This is a genomic window from Mesorhizobium kamtschaticum, assembly GCF_056174585.1.
On record NZ_CM149691.1, the window covers coordinates 1,783,613 to 1,803,310 of the forward strand.

Here is a 19,698-nt window from a genome sequence, read left to right on the forward strand (position 1 = left end):
TTCGGGGTGGGGACAGCATGGCGGAAGCGGACGAAGCAATCGGCGCGCGCGGCAAGCGTGGGTCCGGCAAGGCGGTGCACCGCGATGCGCCGCCACGCGCGGACATGGATTCGGCCGCCGCGCTTCGCCAACTGGTCGAGGCGGGCTCGGACTGGATCTGGGAGACCGACGCCGAACTGCGATTCTCCTGGCTTTCTCCCACCTACCAGGCGGCCACCGGTATCGATCCGGCCGATGTGCTCGGCCGGTTCCGCTTCGATTTCCTCAATCAGGTCCTGAAGGGCAACCACAGCGCGACAGCGCATCTGGAGGATCTGCAGGCGCGCCGGCCGTTCCGCGATTTCGTCTACGAACTGAAGGGAGGCGGCGCCGACTGCCGCTGGGTGTTGACGTCAGGCTTCCCACGGTTTGACAGCGACGGAAAATTTGCCGGCTATCGTGGCATAGGCCGCAACGTCACCGCGCTGGCCAGTGCCTTCGAGACCGCGGAGCATAACCCGTTGCCGGGCAGCGAACCCGACCGGCATCTTGCCGATCTCGAACGGACAATGGACGCCATGCACATGGGCGTCGTGCTTCTCGATGCCAAGCTCGACACGCTGATCGTCAACAAGGCCTATCGCGATCTGTCCAGGATTGCGGATGGTGCCGTGACCGTCGGCGCTCCGTTCAGCCAGTTGATGGACCTCAACCGCCGCAATGGCATCTATGGCGACATCGACGAACAGCAGTGGCAGCACTACCTCGCCACCCGTATCGAGGAGATTCGCGCCGGCTCTGTCGCGCCACGCGAATTTGTCCATGCAAGCGGGAGGACGATGATGTTCTCGGTGACGGCGCTGTCCGGGGGCAAGCGGCTGTTGACCTATTATGAGGTCACCGAACTCAAGCGTCGCGATGCCGAGATCGAAAGCGCCAACGCCAAGATCGCCGAGACCTTCGTCAATCTGCGCACAATGATCGATCAGATGCCGATCGGCGTTCTCGTCCTCGATGCCGATATGCGCGCCGAAGTCATCAATCGCGCCTTCTATGACTTCTGGAGGATCGATCCAGGCCGCGCCGGGATCGGCTCGGCCTTTCGCGAGTTGATGGAAGCCAGCCGAGGCATTGACCCTTACGGCGCCGATGAAATTGCCTGGCAACGTCATACCGCCGAGCGCGAAGCCGAAATCAGGGCCGGCGTTGCCGGCTCCAGGCAATTGCCACACAATGACGGGCGCACGCTTGTCGCATCGCTGGCACCGCTGGCCGGCGGCAAGCGGCTCATTTCCTATGTAGACGTCACCGACATGAAGGGCCGCGAGACCGAGGCGCAGGATGCGCGCAAGCATCTCGCCAGCGTGCTGGAATCGCTGCCGGCCGGAGTGATCATCTACGACCGCGACGACAAGTTCGTCTTTGCCAACCGCAAGCTGCAGGACTCGCTGCCGGCGCTAAAGCCCGTCTGGCAGCCCGGCTGTACCTTCCGCGAGGCGCTGGAGTTCGGCCATGCGGTCGGCTATTTCCGCTCGTGTGGCGATCCCGAGCTCGACAAGCTTTACGACGTCGACACCGAACGCTGGGCCGACGGCGTGCTGGCGCGCTACCATCTGCCAAATTCGTCCTACGAGCGCCTCAATGCCGATGGGCGCTGGTACCAGGTCTACGACATGCGCACCGATGACGGCACGTTCATCGGCGTGCGCGTCGACATCACCGACATCAAGAGCCGCGAGGCGGCGCTGCGCGACTCGATGCGCCAGATCGATCTCTTCCGGCATGTCATGGACGAGTTGCCGGTGGCCGCCTTCATCAAGGCGCAGGACCTGAGCATCGAATTCGTCAACAAGGCCTGGTGCGCGATCACGGGCTTGGCCAAGGAAGACGTCATCGGCCGGACCGACCGCGAGCTGTTCGGCACGCAAGACGCGGAAAGCTACGGCCATGACGACACCGAGGTCGTCGTAACCGGCAAGGGCCTCGAGGTCGAGGAGCCCGTCACCCATCGCGACGGCACGGTGCGGCAGTTGATGACGCGCAAGAGCCGGCTGGTGGCCATCGACGGATCGATGCACCTGGTTGGTTCCAGCACCGACATCACCGACGTCAAGGCGCGCGAGCGGGCGCTGGAAGAGAGCATGCGCGAGAACGAGGTGTTCCGCAGCCTGATCGACAATGTGCCGGTGTCGATCTACGCCAAGCGCTCCGATCTCAGGCAGTTCTATGTCAACAAGGGCTGGTGCGATCTGACCGGTCTCAGCAGGGAAGCTGCGATAGGCAAGACCGACATCGAGATTTTCGGGGAGGACGGCGAGGCTTTCGTGGCCGGCGATCTGGCCGTGCTGCGCACCGGCGACACCCAGGAGATCGAGGAGACCGTGCGGCTTGCCGACGGCAGCGTCAGGCATCAGTTCGCGCGCAAGGGCGCGATGATCGCGTCGGACGGTTCGCTTTACCTGATAGGATCGACCACCGACATCACGGAACTGAAGATGCGCGAGGCCGAACTCAGCGAGGCGCGCCAGCGCGCCGTGCTCGCCGACCGCGCCAAGTCGGAATTCCTCGCCAATATGAGCCATGAGATCCGCACGCCGATGAACGGTGTGCTGGGCATGGCGGAACTCCTGGCTAAATCCAATCTCGATCCGAAGCAGAAGACGTTCACCGACATCATCGTCAAGTCGGGCAACGCGCTCTTGACCATCATCAATGACATCCTGGATTTCTCCAAGATCGATGCCGGCCAGATGGTGCTCGATCCGGCGCCCTTCAACCTTGCCGAGGCGATCGAGGATGTGGCGACGCTGGTGTCGACGCGCGCCAAGGAAAAGGACCTCGAGCTCATCGTGCGTGTCGAGCCGAGGCTCGAAAGCCTGTTCATCGGCGATGTCGGCCGCATCAGGCAGATCGTCACCAACCTCGTCGGCAATGCGGTGAAATTCACCGATGAGGGCCATGTGCTGGTCGACGTGACCGGCGAGAGGGTCCCGACCGGAACCAGGTTGACGATCTCGGTCACCGACACCGGGATCGGCATCCCCGAGGAAAAACTGAAACTGGTGTTCGAAAAATTCAGCCAGGTCGACACCTCCTCGACAAGGCGGCACGAAGGCACCGGGCTTGGCCTTGCCATCACCTCACGGCTGGTCGAGCTGATGGGCGGCACCATCGGTGTCGAGAGCGCCGAGGGCAAAGGCTCGACCTTCTGGTTCACCGTGACGCTGCCCAGGGCCGGTCAGCAGAACGGGCAGCGCATCATGCCGGTGGACGTGACGGGCGCACGCGTGCTGATCGTCGACGACAATGCCGTCAACCGGGCCATCCTGACCGAGCAGATGGTCTCGTGGACGTTCGATTCCTGTGCGGCCGAGAGCGGCGCCGAGGGCCTGAAGGTGCTGATCGCCGCCGCTGCCTATGGCGTGGCCGTGGATTGCGTGGTGCTCGACTACCAGATGCCCGAGATGAGCGGCGCCGAAATGGCGCGCATCGTGCGCAACACCGAAGGTCTCGCCGACACGCCGATCATCATGCTGACCTCGGTCGACCAGTCACTCGCCAACACCAGCTACCGCGATCTCGGCATCGATGCCCAGCTGATCAAGCCGGCGCGCTCCTCCGTGCTTCTGGAAACGCTGGTGGCGACCATCCAGCGCCATCGCCACACCACGGACGGCCACACCGCGCAGCCGCCCGCAGGCGAGGCGCTCGCTGCCCCCCAGCGGCCACCGCTGGCGCCGTCCGAACAACGCGCGCAATTGCAGCCGCCGCCGGTTCGTCCCCGGCTGCCCGCCACCGGCGATGGCGGACACAGGTTGGATATCCTCGTGGCCGAGGACAACGAAGTGAACCAGATGGTCTTCACCCAGATCCTCGGCGAGACCGGCTACGGCTTCGAGATCGTCGGCAATGGCCGCAAGGCGCTCGACGCCTTCGGCAAGCTCAATCCGTGCATGATCCTGATGGATGTCTCGATGCCGGAGATGAGCGGGCTCGAGGCGACCGCCGCGATCCGCCGGCTGGAAGAGGAAACCGGCACGCATGTGCCGATCGTCGGTGTCACCGCGCATGCGCTCAAGGGTGATCGCGAACGCTGCCTGGAGGCGGGCATGGACGACTATCTGCCCAAGCCGATCAGCCCCAGGGCCCTGCTGGAGAAAGTCGAGCGCTGGATAGGCGCCGGCAGCCAGGTCCGGCGCAACGCGGGATAGCATCCGCCGCCGGTTTCAGGGATCCGAAGAGGCAAGCCGAGGGAATCAATCGCCGATTTGCTGCTACCCCTGCGTGCAATGCCTATGGTGCGATCGCACCATATCAAAGGCGGCGCCCAGCCGGGACAATAGCAAAATCGAATTCCGCCCTTGCAGTTACGGGCGGGAGCAGCGACCGCCAGTATGGAACAGCGTCAACCTACCCCAACGGACCTGTTTTTGGCGATGGCCCGGCCACGACACGCTCTGGCCTCGAGCAACGCACTCCCGTCCGGATTTTCTTTGCCAAAGCCAGCCCCGTCGAATCCGACGGGAGCTGTAGCCTCGGGACCGCTCAACTCACTGATTCAGAGGGTAAACCCGGACCATGCCGCTGGTACCGGTCGCTGTCGTCTTTCGAGGCGCCGACGACGCGTTACCGGGGTGACATGAAACTGTCATGCGACTGTAATAATCGAAGGCTATTGGCCTCAGCGGGCGCTGGTTAGAATGGCGCCGAGAGACCATCTTCCGAACAGGAGCAGGCCACATGAGACATTTCATCCGCTCGACGGCCGTTGCTATTGCAATGGCTACAGCGTCTACCTTCACCCTTTCCGCAGCCATGGCAGCTGACCTTTCCGGCGCCGGCTCGACCTTCATCTATCCGGTGTTCGCCAAGTGGGCCGACACCTACAAGAAGGACACCGGCATCGGCCTCAACTACCAGTCGATTGGTTCCGGCGGCGGCATCAAGCAGGTCATCGCCAAGACCGTGACTTTCGGCGCCACCGACAAGCCGATGTCCGATGCCGATCTGGAAAAGAACGGCCTCGTGCAGTTCCCGATGGTGATGGGCGGCATCGTGCCGATCGTCAACCTCACGGGCGTCAAGCCGGGCGAACTGGTTCTCGACGGCAAGACGATTGCCCAGATCTATCTCGGCGCCATCACCACCTGGGATGATGCCGCGATCAAGGCGCTGAACCCCAGCCTCAAGCTGCCGTCGACCGCGATCGCCGTCGTGCATCGTTCGGACGGCTCGGGCACCACCTTCAACTTCACCAACTACCTGGTGAAGCTCTCGCCCGACTGGAAGGACAAGGTTGGTTCGGACACCGCCGTCGAATGGCCCACGGGCGTCGGCGCCAAGGGCAGCGAAGGCGTTGCCAACACCGTCAAGCAGACGGACGGCGGCATCGGCTATGTCGAATACGCCTATGCCAAGCAGAACAACCTGTCGTATTCCAAAATGCTGAATGCAGCCGGCAAGGTCGTCGAGCCGTCGCTCGAATCCTTCGGCGCTGCCGCTTCGAATGCCGACTTCAAGACTGCCAAGAACTTCAACGTCATCATCACCAACGAGCCCGGCGACACCACCTGGCCGATCGCGGCCTCGACCTGGGTCCTGATCCACAAGGCTCCGGATGATGCCGCCGCCACCGGCGAAGCCCTGAAGTTCTTTGCCTGGGCCTACAAGGACGGCAAGGAAACCGCCAAGGCGCTCGACTATGTCTCGATCCCCGACAGCGTCGTCGACCTGATCAAGGCTTCGTGGAAGGCCGACATCCAGGCCGACGGCAAGCCCGTCTACGCCGGCGAGTAACATCCCCTGAAGGAGCGCCGCGCCCTGCGGCGCTCCTTTTCCTTCACTCAAAGAGCCGAGCTTGACATGAGCGCTGTCCAGGAAGCCTTGCCAGCCGTTAGAAGTTCGCGCGATGCCACCGTCCGACGCTTCGCGCTGACCGACTCGATCTTCCATGGAATGACCCGCGCTGCCGCGATCCTGGTGCTGGTCCTGCTCGGCGGCGTTGCGATCTCGCTGTTTGCCGGCTCCTGGCAAGCCCTCTCGACCTTCGGTTTCTCCTTCCTGACCAGCGAGAGCTGGAACCCGGTGACGGAGAAATTCGGTGCCCTGGCGCCGATCTACGGCACCATCATCACCTCAGCCATCGCCATCCTGATCGCCGTGCCGCTCGGCATCGGCATCGCCATCTTCCTCACCGAGCTTTGCCCGCGCCCGCTGCGGCGCCCGATCGGCATGGCGGTGGAATTGCTGGCCGGCATCCCTTCAATCATCTACGGCATCTGGGGCCTGTTCGTCCTGGCACCGTTCCTGCAGACGACCGTGCAGCCCTTCATCATCAGCGTGTTCCACGGCGTACCTGGCCTCAACAGCCTGTTTGCCGGCCCGCCCTATGGCATCGGCCTGCTGACCTCGTCGATGATCCTGGCCATCATGGTGCTGCCGTTCATCACCTCGATCACCAAGGACGTCTTCGACACGGTGCCGCCCGTATTGAAGGAATCGGCCTACGGCATTGGCTGCACGACCTGGGAAGTGACCCGCCGCGTCGTCATCCCATACACCCGCATCGGCATCATGGGCGGCGTCATGCTCGGCCTCGGCCGCGCGCTCGGCGAAACCATGGCGGTGACATTCGTCATCGGCAACGCGCACCGCATCTCGACCTCGCTGTTCGCGCCGGCAACGACGATCTCCGCGACCATCGCCAACGAATTCACCGAAGCGGTCGGCGATCTCTACACCTCTTCGCTGGTGGCGCTCGGCCTCATCCTGTTCGTCATCACTTTCCTGATCCTTGCCATCGCACGCTACATGCTGATGCGCATCGACGCCCGCACGGGAGCCTGACCGATGTCGACAGCCACGTCGCTTCACCAGAGCCGCAAGCGCAAGAATGGCGTGATGATGACGCTGTGCGTTGCCGCCGCCGGCATCGGCCTTGCCTGGCTGGCGCTCATCCTCGGCGCACTGCTCTACAAGGGCCTTTCAGGTGTCAATCTTGCGGTCTTCACGGAAATGACGCCGCCGCCCGGCGATGCCGGCGGTCTGCTCAACGCTATCTACGGCAGCATCGTCATGACCATCATCGGCATCATCGTCGGCACGCCGATCGGTGTGCTGGCCGGCACCTACATGGCTGAATACGGCCGTTTCTCGAAACTCACCACCGTGGTGCGCTTCATCAACGACATCCTTCTGTCGGCGCCGTCGATCATTATCGGCCTGTTCGTCTATGAGCTGATGGTGCGGCCTATGGGGCACTTCTCGGCGATCGCCGGCGCCGTCGCGCTTGCCATCCTGGTCATCCCGGTCGTCGTGCGCACCACTGAAGATATGCTCAACCTGGTGCCCAACGCCTTGCGCGAAGCCGGCACCGCGATCGGTGCGCCGCGCTGGGTGGTCATCAAGTCGGTTGCCTACCGCGCCGCAATGTCGGGCATCGTCACCGGCATATTGCTGGCCATCGCCCGCATCTCCGGCGAGACGGCACCCCTTCTTTTCACGGCGCTGAACAACCAGTTCTGGTCGAGCAATCTCAACGCGCCGATGGCCAGCCTGCCAGTCACCATCTTCCAGTTCGCTCTCAGCCCTTACGAGGAATGGCAGCAGCTGGCCTGGACTGGCGCACTCATCATCACATTGACGGTTCTCGCGCTCAGCATCGTTGCGCGCAGCCTGACCGGACGCAGAGAGGACAAATGAGCCAGATGTTGTCTCCAGACATGACGATCGCCGCCGAGGCAGCCGCCAAGGTAAAGATCGAGGTCAAGAACCTCAACTTCTACTACGGCCAGTCGAAGGCGCTGAAGGATATCACGCTATCGCTGCCCGAGCGCAGTGTCACCGCCTTCATCGGACCGTCGGGTTGCGGAAAGTCGACGCTGCTGCGCGTCTTCAACCGCATCTATGAACTCTATCCCAAGCAGACCGCCGAGGGCCAGGTGCTGCTCGACGGTCAGAACGTTCTCGACCGTTCGCAAGACCTCAACCTGCTGCGCACCAAGATCGGAATGGTGTTCCAGAAGCCGACGCCGTTCCCGATGTCGATCTATGAGAACATCGCCTTCGGCGTCAGGCTCTATGAGAAGATCAGCAAGGCCGAGATGGACGGCCGCGTTGAGCAGGCGCTGAAGCGCGCAGCCCTGTGGAACGAGGTCAAGGACAAGCTCAATGCCAGCGGCCTCAGCCTGTCAGGCGGGCAGCAGCAGCGGCTGTGCATCGCCCGTACCGTGGCCGTGAAGCCGGAAGTCATCCTGCTCGACGAGCCGGCCTCGGCGCTCGACCCGCTGTCGACCGCCAAGATCGAGGAGCTGATCGACGAGCTGCAGGCCGACTACACGATCGTCATCGTCACCCACAACATGCAGCAGGCGGCGCGCGTCTCGAAGCAGACTGCTTTCATGTATCTGGGCGAACTGGTCGAGTTCGACAAAACCGAGAAGATCTTCACGTCGCCTCGCGAGAAGCGCACGCAAGACTACATCACCGGCCGCTTCGGCTGATCTCACGCATACGAGGACCAGGATCATGGCCGAACACACAGTCGCAGCCTTCGACGAGGATCTCGGACAGATCAGCAGGCTGATCAGCGACATGGGCGATCTAGCCGGCTCGATGGTCGGTGGCGCCACCAAGGCGCTGCTGAATTCCGACAATGCGCTGGCACAGCGCGTGGTCTCCGACGATGCCATCATGGACGCGCGCCAGCGCGAACTCGACGACCGCGCCATCACGCTGATCGCCAAGCGCCAGCCAATGGCCGACGATCTGCGTCATGTCGTCGGCTCGATCCGCATGGCTGGCGATCTCGAGCGCATTGGCGACCTTGCCAAGAACATCGCCAAGCGCGTCGGCACCGTCGGTCTCAGCGCCACGCCGCGCGACCTGTCGCATTCCATCGACGCTATGGCACAGCTGGTGCTGATCCAGGTGCAGGGCGTGATCGAAGAGTATGCGGCGCGCGATGCCGCGGCACTGGCGAAGCTGCGCGCCGACGACGAACGCATCGACGTCAAATACACCTCCGTCTTCCGCGAACTGCTGACCTACATGATGGAGGATCCGCGCAACATCACGGCTTGCACGCATCTGCTGTTCTGCGCCAAGAATCTCGAACGCATCGGCGACCACGTGACCAACATTGCCGAAAACGCCTACTATGTCCTGACCGGCACGCAGTTGCCCGCTAATCGTCCCAAGCAGGACGAGACGGCGATGTCGGCGCCCGCGGCCTGACGCAAGAGGTGACCAATCGATGATCGCGCCACGCATTATGGTGGTGGAGGATGAGGAGCCGCTGGGGGTGCTGCTCCGTTACAATCTTGAATCCGAAGGCTACCAGGTGGAGGTGGTGCCGCGCGGCGACGAGGCTGAAATCCGCCTGCAGGAGAACGTGCCCGACCTTCTGGTGCTCGACTGGATGGTGCCGGCGGTGTCCGGCATCGAACTCTGTCGGCGCCTGCGGATGCGGCCCGAGACCGAGCGGCTGCCGATCATCATGCTGACCGCGCGGGGTGAAGAAAGCGACCGCGTACGTGGGCTCTCCACCGGCGCCGACGACTATCTGGTCAAGCCGTTCTCGACGCCGGAATTCATGGCTCGCGTCAAGGCGCTGCTGCGCCGCGCCAAGCCGGAAGTTCTGTCCAGTGTGCTCAAGGTCGGCGACATCGTGCTCGACCGTGAATCGCACCGGGTCTATCGCAAGAAGAGCGAGATCCGGCTCGGGCCGACCGAATTCCGTCTGCTCGAATTCATGATGCGCCATCCCGGCCGCGTGTTCTCGCGCAGCCAGCTGCTCGACAATGTCTGGGGCGAGACGATCTACATCGACGAGCGCACGGTGGACGTGCATGTCGGCCGGCTGCGCAAGGCGGTCAACAATGGCCGCATGCCGGACGTCATCCGCACCATCCGCGGTGCGGGCTACGCTATTCGGGAAGATTAGACGGCGGTCTGGGGTTCACTCGGTGCCTTCCAGGCGAGACAGCGCAGCCCAAAGCGCGTCGAATTCAGCTTTGGTGATCTCGCGGACTTGCCAGTCACCTTGCTCGACCTCTTCTACTGTCGGCAGTTCCCCTTCGGGCAGGTGATCGCCGTTGAGGCCTCCGGGATATGCGAGGAGCACGCGACCATCGGCGTATACGTGGATTGCCCGACAACCAAGGTTCTCAGCATCGCATTCGAAATAGTACACGACTGGCAGATCCGGGTCTCCGGACGAGACATTCATGAGCCAGTGAACGGGAGGGCCGAAGTCCGGCAGGTAATATGTCACGCCAAGTCGGTTCTTGTAGCTCTTCATCATGGACATCGGTCGTGCTCAGGCCACGCTCTTTCCGGCGCCAGCTCGTGCCTGCACGCCCGGTGCGAAAATCTCCTGGTCGACGAAGGTCAGCGCACGCATGGCGCAGCCCTCGCGGATCAGCGGCAGTTCGTTCGGTTCGGTGTCGAAGGAAATCGATTTCGAGTGCTGGCCGCCGGCGGTCTGGGCGATGGCCTCGCGCAATGCCGGCTCGATCAGGTCGAAGGCGGCGGCACTGACGCCGACCATGGCGACGGGTGCGGGATCGATCAGCGCGAACAGGCTGCCGAGGCCATAGCCCAGTGCCTCGCCGGCCTTGCGGTAGGCTTCGCGCTCAGGTCCGTCTCTTTCCCTTGCGGTGGCGGCGAGTGCCCGCATCTGCGTGTCGCTGACGTCGGCGACCGGCTCGGTGTCCTCACTGAGCTGCCTGGCGTTGCGCCAGATGGCATAGTTGCCGGCATAGGCCTCGACGCAGCCGCGGCGCCCGCAGCGGCAGAGCGCGCCGCCTGGCCGGTGGATCATGTGGCCGAACTCGCCGCCCGAGGAATGAGTGCCGGTGAACAGCTCGCCCTTCAGCACCAGGCCCATGCCGATGCCGTGCGACAGAAGGATGGCGATGAAGTCGTCGCGGTAGCGCTCGGGATCGCGCCAGCGCAGCGCCACCGCCATCATGTTGCAGTCGTTCTCCATGGTGGCGGGGATGCGGAACTCGGCTTCGAGTATGTCGGCGAAGGCGATGTCGGTCTGCGGCGTGATCGGCGACCAGAGCATCGCCCGGGCCTCGGTGTCGGTGATGCCCTGGATCGCCAGCGCGATGCGAGCGACGCTGCGCACGTCGATATCGGGATCGTCGAGGCGCCGCCGTACGATGGCGACGCATTCGCCGATCAGCGCTTCGCGCGACATGGTCAGCGTGTCCAGCCGGCGCTGTTCCTCTGATACCACCTGGCCGGCATAGTCGATGACGGCGACGGAGAGGAAATTCAGCGACAGCACCACGGTCATGACAGCCGCGGCCTCCGGATTGAGGCCGAGGCCGACCTGCGGCCTGCCGCGTTTCAGTGCGCCGGCCTCGCTCGGCTTGCTCTCGGCCAGTATGCCTTCGCCGATCAGGTCGGAAGAGATCGCCGATATGGTCGAATGGCTGAGGCCGGTGGTCGCTGCGATCTCGGTGCGCGAGGGCCGACCGGCCCGGCGCACGGCCGTAATCACCATGGCGCGGTTGCGCCGGCGCAGATCGTCGTGGCGGATTCCGACCGACATCTTTCCCACATCCTCCTGGTCGCCGCGGTTCCTCCGGCCCCTCGAACGCTGCCGACGACACGGTCAAATACTGGCAGAAGCGGCCCGTCCTGTCATTTATTTATTCCGAGGCTCGAAAAAAATTCACAAGGGCATCAAAATCCATCAGAATCGTTGTTGACAGCGTTCCGGTGTTGGATCAGTGTTTTTTCGAGGCTCGAAAAAATAGAGCCTCTGTGCCGGCCTTCGGGCCAGTTTGGTCGCGCCATACTCGGCGCAGGGAGGAATATCATGAAGAGATTCACAGCCGCCATCCTGGCGGGTGTCGCCATGTCGCTGACGCTTGTGTCGGTCGCGCAGGCGAAGGACAAGGTCATCGGCGTCTCGTGGTCCAACTTCCAGGAAGAGCGCTGGAAGACCGACGAAGCCGCCATGAAGAAGGCGATCGAGGCCGCCGGCGACAAGTACATCTCCGCCGATGCGCAGTCCAATCCCGGCAAGCAGCTTACCGATGTCGAAAGCCTGATCTCGCAGGGCGCCAATTCGCTGATCATCCTGGCGCAGGATGCCTCGGCCATCGGCCCGGCCGTGCAGAAGGCGCTGGACGAAGGCATTCCGGTCGTCGGCTATGACCGCTTGATCGAGAACAAGGACGTCTTCTATCTGACCTTCGACAACAAGGAAGTCGGCCGCTTGCAGGCGGCTGCGGTGTTCAAGGCCAAGCCGGAAGGCAACTATGTCTTCATCAAGGGCTCGGGTGCCGATCCGAACGCCGATTTCCTGTTCTCGGGCTCGATGGAAGTGCTCAAGGCGGCCATCGACAGCGGCAAGATCAAGAATGTCGGTGAGGCCTATACGGACGGCTGGCTGCCCGCCAACGCCCAGAAGAACATGGAGCAGTTCCTGACCGCCAACGACAATAAGGTCGATGCCGTGGTCGCCGCCAATGACGGCACAGCCGGTGGCGTTGTCGCGGCGCTGACGGCGCAGGGGCTCGCCGGCACCGTGCCGGTGTCGGGCCAGGACGGCGACCATGCCGCGCTGAACCGCATCGCTCTCGGCACCCAGACCGTGTCGGTGTGGAAGGACGCGCGCGAACTCGGCAAGAACGCCGCCGAGATCGCCTCGCAGCTGGCCGATGGCAAGAAGATGACCGACATCGCCGGCGTCAAGGACTTCACGACGCCTGGTGGCAACACCGTCAAGTCGCTGTTCCTGACCCCGGTCGCCATCACCAAGGACAATCTCAAAGTCGTCATCGACGCCGGCTGGATCAAGAAGGACGAAGTCTGCGCGGGCGTCGCCGCCGGCAGCGTCGCGGCCTGCAACTGAGCTTGACCGTTTGAAGCAATGAAAACGCCGCGGCCCAAAGCCGCGGCGTTTTCTCAAAAAGATTTGTGTTTCCGCATCGCGCGGATAGCTTCTAGGCTGGTCTCGGCATCCGCGTCAGACGGCAAGCCGGTGGGAGGAAATCATGACCGATACGACGTCCAACCCGCAGGCCGACACCGCGCGTGCGTCGGAACTCGGCGCGCTGGCGCGGTTCCTGAAGGCAACCGAAATCGATACCCGCATGCTCGGCATGGTCGGCGCGCTGCTGATCATCTGGATCGGGCTGCACGTGATTTCCAGCCTGCGTCTCGGCGTCAATCCGCTCGATTTCGACAGCCGCACCTTTCTCACGCCGCGCAATCTGTGGAACCTGTCGGTGCAGACATCCGCCGTCGCCATCATGGCCTGCGGCATGGTGCTGGTCATCGTCATGCGCAACATCGACCTGTCCGTCGGCTCCGCCGAAGGCGTGATCGGCATGGTCATGGGCTTTGCTCAGGTGCATTTCCTGGTGCGGTTCGTCGGGCTCGAACTCGGCAATCCGTGGATCTGGGTTCTGGCACTGGTCATCGGCCTGGCGCTCGGGCTGCTGATCGGCGCCTTTCAAGGTTTCATCATCGCCTATCTCGAAGTGCCGGCTTTCATCGTCACGCTGGGCGGTTTGCTGATCTGGCGCGGTGCCGCCTGGTGGGTCACGTCAGGCCAGACCGTGGCGCCAATGGATGCCACCTTCCAGCTGATGGGCGGCGGGCCGGCAGGATCGATCGGAGCGACATGGAGCTGGGTCGTCGGCATCGTCGCCTGCCTGGCGGTGGTGTTTGCCCTGTTCAACGGACGCGTCCAGCGCAAGCGTTTCCGCTTTCCGCTGCGCCCGATCTGGGCCGAGACGCTGCTCGGCGCGGTCACCTGCGCCATCATCATGGGCGCTGTCTGGCTCGCCAATTCCTATCCGTGGCCGATCGGCATCGTGAACCGCTATGCAGCGGCCAACAACATCACGGTTCCCGAAGGCGGCCTGTTCATCGCCCACGGCATTGCCATCCCGGTGCTGATGGCGATCGCGGTCGGGCTGATCATGACCTTCGTCACCAGCCGCACCCGTTTCGGCCGCTATGTCTTCGCCATCGGCGGCAATCCGGAGGCCGCCAATCTCGCCGGCATCAACACGCGCTGGATCACCATGAAGGTGTTCATGATCATGGGCGTGCTGGCGACGATCGCCGCCGCGATCTCGTCCGCCCGGCAGAACTCGTCGACCAACGTGCTCGGCACATTGGATGAGCTGCTTGTCATTGCCGCGGCCGTCATCGGCGGCACCTCGCTTGCCGGCGGTTCGGGAACGATCATCGGTGCCATGCTCGGTGCGCTTTTGATGCAGTCGCTGCAGTCTGGCATGGTGCTGCTCGGCGTCGACTCGCCGCTGCAGAGCATCGTCGTCGGCGCCGTGCTGGTCATTGCTGTCTGGCTCGACACTGTTTACCGCAAGCGCGTTTAGGGGGAGAAAGTTCATGGCTGACAAAATCGCTCCCGCAACCGCCCCCGTGGGCACGCCGCTGGTCGACATGCGCAACATTTCCATCGCCTTTGGCGGTATCCGAGCCGTTGACGATGCCTCCGTCGATCTTTTCCCGGGTGAGGTGATGGCGCTGCTCGGCCATAATGGCGCCGGCAAATCGACCCTGATCAAGATCCTGTCCGGCGCCTACAAGCGCGATGCCGGCCAGATATTCGTCAATGGCGAGGAGGCTTCGATCTCCAATCCGCGCGATGCCAAGAAATACGGCATCGAGACGATCTACCAGACGCTTGCTTTGGCCGACAATGTCGACGCTGCCGCCAATCTGTTCCTCGGCCGCGAGCTGATGACCGCCTGGGGCACGCTCGATGACGTTGCGATGGAGGCCGAGGCACGCAAGGTGATGGGCCGGCTCAATCCGCGCTTCCAGCGCTTCAAGGAGCCGGTGATCAAGCTGTCTGGCGGCCAGCGGCAATCGGTGGCGATTGCACGCGCGATCCTGTTCAACGCCCGTATCCTGATCATGGACGAGCCGACGGCAGCCCTTGGTCCGCAGGAAACGGCGCAGGTCGGCGAACTGGTCAAGCAGCTCAAATCCGATGGTATCGGCATCTTCCTGATCAGCCACGACATCCACGATGTGTTCGAACTGGCCGACCGGGTCTGCGTCATGAAGAACGGCCAGGTCGTCGGCACCGCACGCACCACCGATGTGACGCAGGACGAGGTGCTCGGCATGATCATCCTGGGCAAATGTCCTCCGGGCGCCATTCCCGGGCCGGGCGCGCTGAAGATCGCGGCCTGAGGTCTGCCGGCGGCCCGGTATGGGCTGATCAGGCATGGCCGGTTGCCGGTCACGTGATATGCCAGTGATCGCGATGGCTTGGCCTTGCCATTGTGTTGGCCCGGCGACTTGCCCATAAAGGTCCGGTATTGCTCATGGACCGCATCATCCGTTGAAGAAACTCTTTCCGATTGTCGCGTTCATCGCCGTTGCGCTGATCAGCATGACCATGGCGGGGTTCGCCTATTTCGCGACGCAGGAAGCCTCCCGCATCAAGTTCGAAGCGGCTGCCGACGACGCCCTCAACAGGATCGAGAGCCGGATCGACCTGCATTTGTCGCTTTTGCGATCGACACAGGCGCTGTTCGACGCCCGCAATGGCGACATCTCCCAGAGCGAGTTCAAGGCGTTCTTCAACGCGCTGGATGTCGACAACAATTTCGCCGGCCTGCGCGGCATTGGCTTCCTCGGGCTCGTCAAGACGGGCGACGAGGCGGCGGTCGAACGCGACATCCTCCACGATTTTGGCGCCAGCCATCCGGTCTATCCGGACACGACACAGCCCTGGCGCGCGCCCATCATGCTCTTCGAGCCGCTGGATCCGTCCAACCAGGCCGCCATCGGCTACGACATGTTCAGCGAACCGGTGCGGCGCGCGGCGATCGAGAAGGCAATGGCCGACGACCAGCAGCACGCGAGCGGGCTGGTGCAGCTGGGCGAGGGCACGGGTGCGACACAGACCTTTACCGGCTTCCTGGTCTTTGTGCGGCTCAATGTCGAAACCGCTCCGGAGGTTATCAACGCATCGCGATCCTCGACCGCGGGCTTTCTCTACGCGGCCTTCCGGGCCCGCGACCTGTTCCAGATCGCACTCAGCCGTGCGCCGCTGCTGCCGGTCAACACCGAGATCTATGACGGCGCGGTGAACAGCGACGACCTCTTGTTCCGGTCGGAGACGCCGCCGGCTTCATCCTTTGGCGACCGGTTGCTGGTCACCCGCAAGATCACGGTGGCCGGCAGGCCGTGGATCGTGCTGTTCAGGCCGACCAGCGCCTTCTCGCAGCCGTCGTCGCGCGCCATTCCGGTGATGCTGGGGCTGTTCGGCCTGCTGGCGGCGGGCGCCATCGCGCTGGTGGCGCGCTATCAGGAGCGGGCCTATGAGGCGGCATCGCGCCTGCACGAGACGACCGAAAGGAGCTTGCTCGAAAAGGACCTGATGCTGCAGGAGATGAAGCATCGCATCAAGAATTCGATCACCAGGGTGCTGGCGATCGCGCGGCAGACGGCTTCGCGGGCGACCGACGTCAGCGAGTTTTCGGCATCCTTCTCGGCGAGGCTGCAGGCGATGGCGGCCTCCCAGGACATGCTGACGCGCTCGCGCTGGCAGAAGGCCGATCTCGCCGATCTCCTGCGCATCGAGCTAGGCCAGGTGTTCGGCAAGGACTTGCCCGAGGGTCTCCTGTCCGGGCCGGAGGTGCTGCTCGACGAGACCACGACGCAGGCGCTTGGCCTGACCTTCCATGAACTGGCAACCAATGCGCTGAAATATGGCGAAGCCGGCAATTCCGCCAATTCGCTCAGGAGTGATTGGGCGCTCAAGGTCGACTGGTCGGTGGAAGGGCGTGGGCGCGAGCGGACGCTGGCGCTGAACTGGCGAGAGGCCGGAAAGAAGAAAGTCGAGGCGCCGGCCGAGACCGGATTCGGCACCAAGCTGATCGACCTCAATGTCACGCGCGAACTGCGCGGCACGATCAAGCGCGATTATCAGGCGGATGGTCTGAAGGTGGAAATAAAAATTCCACTCACGGGCTGACGGCGCACCGTCAGACGGAAGGGCGTTCCAGCCATGAAAATCCGGAGACCAGCGAACCGGTCCCCGGATCGACTGTTATCGCCGAATCAGTTGCAGCGGGCCGTGTAGATCCGGCCGTGGCGGTCACGATACTGGCAATAGCCGTTCTGCAGCTTGCGCACCAGCAGGCCGGAACCTGCACCGACAGCCGCACCGATCAGCGCGCCCTTGCCGCCGCCGACCAGGCCGCCGACGCCGGCGCCGATCAGGCCGCCGCCAACCACGTCCTGCTCGGTCGAGGTGCAGCCGCTGAGAGCGGCCATCGCAACCATGGCAATAATCATCTTCCGCATAGAGTCACTCCTCACTTTGTGTCCACACTTTGGTAAGCTCCAACAGCCATTTAGCACGAAATGACGGCCTTTGCTGCTCGAATTTATTGTTGGCTAAGATAGTCTTTTTCTGGGCGTACTGCGTTCGATGCCATGACCAGGCTGGAAATTGCAAGCGAGGCGTCAAGGTTGCCATCGGGACGCACATTCCAGACGATCTGATCGTAGTCATCCTCGAGTGCTGGATCGACAGCGAGACATTTGGCGACGATACGCTGCGCCTGTCCCTGCACGTCGCCCATAGCGAAGGGGCGTTCGGCGGTGCATTCGCCGGCGGTTTCGAAAATGCTCACCGGCACCTGCAACTCACGGCACTCGGTCATCGAATTGGTGCAACCGATGACCAGCAACAATGCAGCGATGTGTTCCATGGCGACATGCCCTCTCGCCGCAATAACGGCTCACATCGGCCAAAAGTTCCTGGGCGTTCGGGGTGACACGCGAATAAATGCCGCTGCAGGAAGCGGTTAAACACCGCGCACTATTGCCGGCAGCGGATTTCGGTCAGGTCAGCTGGAACAGGGCGATGAGGAGAATTGTCGCGGCCGCCGCCAGGACGATGCCCCACAGCAATGTGTGATGCGGCGGGGAAAGCGGTTCGGCGAATGCTTCGGGATCATGAAATTCGCCCATCGAAATACGGGCGGCCTGTTCCAGTCTGTTCATGTCGGCGACTGTCAAGCATTCCTCCCCACACCGTGCCGCAACCCGGCGGATTGCAGCGGTATCTGGGTAAAACAGCATCCGCTCTTATGGTGAACAGCCGGTTAAGGATCGTTGTTGCCGCAGTCCGCTTACTGCGTCTCGAAATTGCTGTGCGGGAAGACAAGGCGGTATTCAAGGTGGCCGTCCGCGATGTCGAGGCTCGCGGTGCCGCTCAGGGATGCCGGCACCACCCGCTCCAGCGCGACGCTGCCGAAGCGCTTTTGATTGCGACTGGCATCGGTTCCTATGGTTTCGGCCCATGTCAGCGACAGGGCGACCTCGCCAGTGGCGGCGCTGCTGAGATTGGCGGTCACTTCGACGTAGCCATCTTGCCGGGACAAGGCGCCGTAGCTGACCGAGTTGACGGCAAGCTCATGCATCGCCAAGCCTATATGCAGCGCGGCATTGGGATTGAGATAGGGGTTGGCGCCCCGGAAGCGAAGGCTGTGCGATGTGTTCGTCCCATAGCGGCCGACCTGGCTCATCACCAGCTCATGAAGGGCCGCACCACGCCAGTTCGAGGAGGTCACCAGATCCTGGGAGGAGGCCAGCGACTGCAGCCGGCCGCGAAAGCGTGTCAGGAAGTCGTCGATGCCATCGGAATAGCGACCGGTCTGGGTCGCGATGCTCTGGATGATCGCCAGCAGATTCTTCGAGCGGTGGCTGACCTCGCGCAGCAGCGTTGTCAGTGTCTGTTCGCGCCGCTTCTGCTCGGTGGTCTCGACCATGGTGGTGACGACACCTTGCACGTCGCCGGCATCGCCCCGGTCGGCATCGACCCAGACCTGAAACCAGCGGACGCCATTCTCGACCGGAACACTGATCTCAAGGCGCTCCGGATTGCCGGTCGCGACCACATCGCGCTTGGCGGCGCTGATGCGGTCGGCCTGTGCCACCGGCAGTATGCCGTTGCCGTCGGCGCTGTCCGAAACCCAGGGCGCGCGCATGTTGCGGGCCCACACGGTCTTCATCTCACGATCCTGATAGAGGACGGAAATGCCGGCATTGTGCAGCGCATGAAGAAGAGCCCGGCCAAGCTGCATGCCACTTTCGGCAGGATGCAGCGCGATGACTTCGTCGCCCTGTGTGTTTCCCTCTTTATCTGCAGTCCTGGAACGCATCGGTCAATCTGTCCACCCAACTCAGGCTGAACGGCCCACTCTCAAATGGGTTCCCAAAATGAAATCCCCCGGAGCAGCCTCCAAAAAGGTCCGCCGGGCGGCGTCCTGTGAAGGACACCGCCCGGCGGTTGCTGGAAACCGTTTGAGGGGTGCGGCTTCCAGTGTTCTCCTCGACGATCGTTCGCCCTCAAGCCCGTTTGAACAGGCCGGCGAGAAGCGAAATGACCAGGAAAGCGAGAAAGATGAAGAACAATATCTGCGCAATGCCAGCAGACGTGCCGGCGATGCCGCCGAAACCAAGCGCGCCGGCTATGATCGCTACGACGAGAAATACGAGCGCCCAGTAAAGCATGGTTCATCTCCTTCCGAATGGTGCGATGAAAACGTGGGTGGATGCGGTTTGTTCCACCATTTGCCGAAAAAGACGGCGCTTGCAAATGGTTCGGACGGGAGCCCCACGAAATTCTCGGTGATGGGTTCAGCCTAAAAAAGGTCGCCCGATGCATCGCATCAGACGGCCTTTTGATTTCGGGCA

General features: G+C 62.9%; 18 protein-coding genes. 11 read left to right on the forward strand and 7 right to left on the reverse strand.

Going from position 1 to position 19,698, the window contains the following annotated elements:
* Positions 1-17: 17 nt before the first annotated feature.
* From AC0V7N_RS08785 to phoB, 7 genes are all read left to right on the forward strand, one after another.
* On the forward strand, positions 18-4,190 hold the full coding sequence (locus AC0V7N_RS08785) for a PAS domain-containing protein (protein ID WP_475456503.1): 4,173 nt from the start codon (positions 18-20) through the stop codon (positions 4,188-4,190).
* A 529-nt stretch (positions 4,191-4,719) separates the two neighbouring features.
* On the forward strand, positions 4,720-5,775 hold the full coding sequence (pstS, locus tag AC0V7N_RS08790) for a phosphate ABC transporter substrate-binding protein PstS (protein WP_475456505.1): 1,056 nt from the start codon (positions 4,720-4,722) through the stop codon (positions 5,773-5,775).
* A gap of 66 nt (positions 5,776-5,841) precedes the next feature.
* Positions 5,842-6,825 (forward strand): phosphate ABC transporter permease subunit PstC, encoded by a 984-nt coding sequence (pstC, locus tag AC0V7N_RS08795; protein ID WP_475456507.1) that lies wholly within the window; start codon positions 5,842-5,844, stop codon positions 6,823-6,825.
* A 3-nt stretch (positions 6,826-6,828) separates the two neighbouring features.
* Complete coding sequence (pstA, locus tag AC0V7N_RS08800) at positions 6,829-7,680, forward strand: phosphate ABC transporter permease PstA (protein WP_475456509.1); 852 nt, start codon at positions 6,829-6,831, stop codon at positions 7,678-7,680.
* Positions 7,677-8,480, forward strand: a complete 804-nt coding sequence (gene pstB, locus AC0V7N_RS08805) for a phosphate ABC transporter ATP-binding protein PstB (protein ID WP_027041877.1) — start codon at positions 7,677-7,679, stop codon at positions 8,478-8,480. The genes pstA and pstB overlap by 4 nt, the downstream gene beginning before the upstream one ends.
* A gap of 25 nt (positions 8,481-8,505) precedes the next feature.
* Positions 8,506-9,213 carry a phosphate signaling complex protein PhoU gene (gene phoU / locus AC0V7N_RS08810; RefSeq protein WP_010911897.1) on the forward strand — a complete coding sequence of 236 codons (708 nt, stop codon included), beginning with the start codon at positions 8,506-8,508 and terminating at the stop codon, positions 9,211-9,213.
* 19 nt (positions 9,214-9,232) lie between these two features.
* On the forward strand, positions 9,233-9,922 hold the full coding sequence (gene phoB / locus AC0V7N_RS08815; RefSeq protein WP_032917568.1) for a phosphate regulon transcriptional regulator PhoB: 690 nt from the start codon (positions 9,233-9,235) through the stop codon (positions 9,920-9,922).
* A gap of 15 nt (positions 9,923-9,937) precedes the next feature.
* On the opposite strand, the gene AC0V7N_RS08820 is transcribed toward phoB, so the two are convergent.
* Positions 9,938-10,282 carry a DUF6881 domain-containing protein gene (locus AC0V7N_RS08820; protein WP_475456512.1) on the reverse strand — a complete coding sequence of 115 codons (345 nt, stop codon included), beginning with the start codon at positions 10,280-10,282 and terminating at the stop codon, positions 9,938-9,940.
* A 15-nt stretch (positions 10,283-10,297) separates the two neighbouring features.
* Positions 10,298-11,542: an ROK family protein gene (locus AC0V7N_RS08825; RefSeq protein ID WP_475456514.1), complete on the reverse strand. Its 1,245-nt coding sequence runs from the start codon at positions 11,540-11,542 to the stop codon at positions 10,298-10,300.
* Positions 11,543-11,812: 270 nt separating this feature from the next.
* Between AC0V7N_RS08825 and xylF the strand changes: the two genes are divergently transcribed.
* The 4 genes from xylF to AC0V7N_RS08845 all read left to right on the forward strand — a co-directional run bounded on the left by xylF (position 11,813) and on the right by AC0V7N_RS08845 (position 16,966).
* Positions 11,813-12,853, forward strand: coding sequence for a D-xylose ABC transporter substrate-binding protein (gene xylF / locus AC0V7N_RS08830; protein WP_475456515.1), 1,041 nt, complete (start codon positions 11,813-11,815; stop codon positions 12,851-12,853).
* Positions 12,854-12,995: 142 nt separating this feature from the next.
* Positions 12,996-14,348, forward strand: coding sequence for a sugar ABC transporter permease (locus AC0V7N_RS08835; protein WP_475456517.1), 1,353 nt, complete (start codon positions 12,996-12,998; stop codon positions 14,346-14,348).
* Between the two features lie 13 nt (positions 14,349-14,361).
* Positions 14,362-15,174, forward strand: a complete 813-nt coding sequence (locus tag AC0V7N_RS08840) for an ATP-binding cassette domain-containing protein (RefSeq protein WP_475456519.1) — start codon at positions 14,362-14,364, stop codon at positions 15,172-15,174.
* A 151-nt stretch (positions 15,175-15,325) separates the two neighbouring features.
* On the forward strand, positions 15,326-16,966 hold the full coding sequence (locus tag AC0V7N_RS08845; RefSeq protein WP_475456521.1) for a CHASE domain-containing protein: 1,641 nt from the start codon (positions 15,326-15,328) through the stop codon (positions 16,964-16,966).
* A gap of 86 nt (positions 16,967-17,052) precedes the next feature.
* Here the strand turns inward: AC0V7N_RS08845 and AC0V7N_RS08850 are convergent, their stop codons facing one another.
* The 5 genes from AC0V7N_RS08850 to AC0V7N_RS08870 form a co-directional block, all read right to left on the reverse strand.
* Complete coding sequence (locus AC0V7N_RS08850) at positions 17,053-17,298, reverse strand: YMGG-like glycine zipper-containing protein (protein WP_475456523.1); 246 nt, start codon at positions 17,296-17,298, stop codon at positions 17,053-17,055.
* Positions 17,299-17,381: 83 nt separating this feature from the next.
* Positions 17,382-17,708: a hypothetical protein gene (locus AC0V7N_RS08855; RefSeq protein WP_475456525.1), complete on the reverse strand. Its 327-nt coding sequence runs from the start codon at positions 17,706-17,708 to the stop codon at positions 17,382-17,384.
* A 133-nt stretch (positions 17,709-17,841) separates the two neighbouring features.
* On the reverse strand, positions 17,842-18,018 hold the full coding sequence (locus AC0V7N_RS08860) for a hypothetical protein (RefSeq protein ID WP_475456526.1): 177 nt from the start codon (positions 18,016-18,018) through the stop codon (positions 17,842-17,844).
* A 113-nt stretch (positions 18,019-18,131) separates the two neighbouring features.
* A complete protein-coding gene (locus tag AC0V7N_RS08865) occupies positions 18,132-19,163 on the reverse strand; it encodes a sensor histidine kinase (RefSeq protein WP_475456528.1) in 1,032 nt (343 codons plus the stop codon).
* A 187-nt stretch (positions 19,164-19,350) separates the two neighbouring features.
* The gene (locus tag AC0V7N_RS08870) at positions 19,351-19,515 is read right to left on the reverse strand and encodes a DUF1328 domain-containing protein (protein ID WP_027031438.1); all 165 of its coding nucleotides are present in this window, start codon (positions 19,513-19,515) and stop codon (positions 19,351-19,353) included.
* Between the last annotated feature and the right edge of the window lie 183 nt (positions 19,516-19,698).

Bases quoted from the DNA above. Each gene is read 5' to 3' on its own strand.
- AC0V7N_RS08840 (WP_475456519.1), top strand. From the start codon at position 14,362: ATGGCTGACAAAATCGCTCCCGCAACCGCCCCCGTGGGCACGCCGCTG.
- phoU (WP_010911897.1), top strand. From the start codon at position 8,506: ATGGCCGAACACACAGTCGCAGCCTTCGACGAGGATCTCGGACAGATC.
- AC0V7N_RS08855 (WP_475456525.1), bottom strand. From the start codon at position 17,708: ATGGAACACATCGCTGCATTGTTGCTGGTCATCGGTTGCACCAATTCG.
- AC0V7N_RS08865 (WP_475456528.1), bottom strand. From the start codon at position 19,163: ATGCGTTCCAGGACTGCAGATAAAGAGGGAAACACACAGGGCGACGAA.
- AC0V7N_RS08785 (WP_475456503.1), top strand. From the start codon at position 18: ATGGCGGAAGCGGACGAAGCAATCGGCGCGCGCGGCAAGCGTGGGTCC.
- pstB (WP_027041877.1), top strand. From the start codon at position 7,677: ATGAGCCAGATGTTGTCTCCAGACATGACGATCGCCGCCGAGGCAGCC.
- pstC (WP_475456507.1), top strand. From the start codon at position 5,842: ATGAGCGCTGTCCAGGAAGCCTTGCCAGCCGTTAGAAGTTCGCGCGAT.
- AC0V7N_RS08825 (WP_475456514.1), bottom strand. From the start codon at position 11,542: ATGTCGGTCGGAATCCGCCACGACGATCTGCGCCGGCGCAACCGCGCC.
- phoB (WP_032917568.1), top strand. From the start codon at position 9,233: ATGATCGCGCCACGCATTATGGTGGTGGAGGATGAGGAGCCGCTGGGG.
- AC0V7N_RS08850 (WP_475456523.1), bottom strand. From the start codon at position 17,298: ATGCGGAAGATGATTATTGCCATGGTTGCGATGGCCGCTCTCAGCGGC.
- AC0V7N_RS08835 (WP_475456517.1), top strand. From the start codon at position 12,996: ATGACCGATACGACGTCCAACCCGCAGGCCGACACCGCGCGTGCGTCG.
- xylF (WP_475456515.1), top strand. From the start codon at position 11,813: ATGAAGAGATTCACAGCCGCCATCCTGGCGGGTGTCGCCATGTCGCTG.
- pstS (WP_475456505.1), top strand. From the start codon at position 4,720: ATGAGACATTTCATCCGCTCGACGGCCGTTGCTATTGCAATGGCTACA.
- pstA (WP_475456509.1), top strand. From the start codon at position 6,829: ATGTCGACAGCCACGTCGCTTCACCAGAGCCGCAAGCGCAAGAATGGC.
- AC0V7N_RS08820 (WP_475456512.1), bottom strand. From the start codon at position 10,282: ATGATGAAGAGCTACAAGAACCGACTTGGCGTGACATATTACCTGCCG.
- AC0V7N_RS08870 (WP_027031438.1), bottom strand. From the start codon at position 19,515: ATGCTTTACTGGGCGCTCGTATTTCTCGTCGTAGCGATCATAGCCGGC.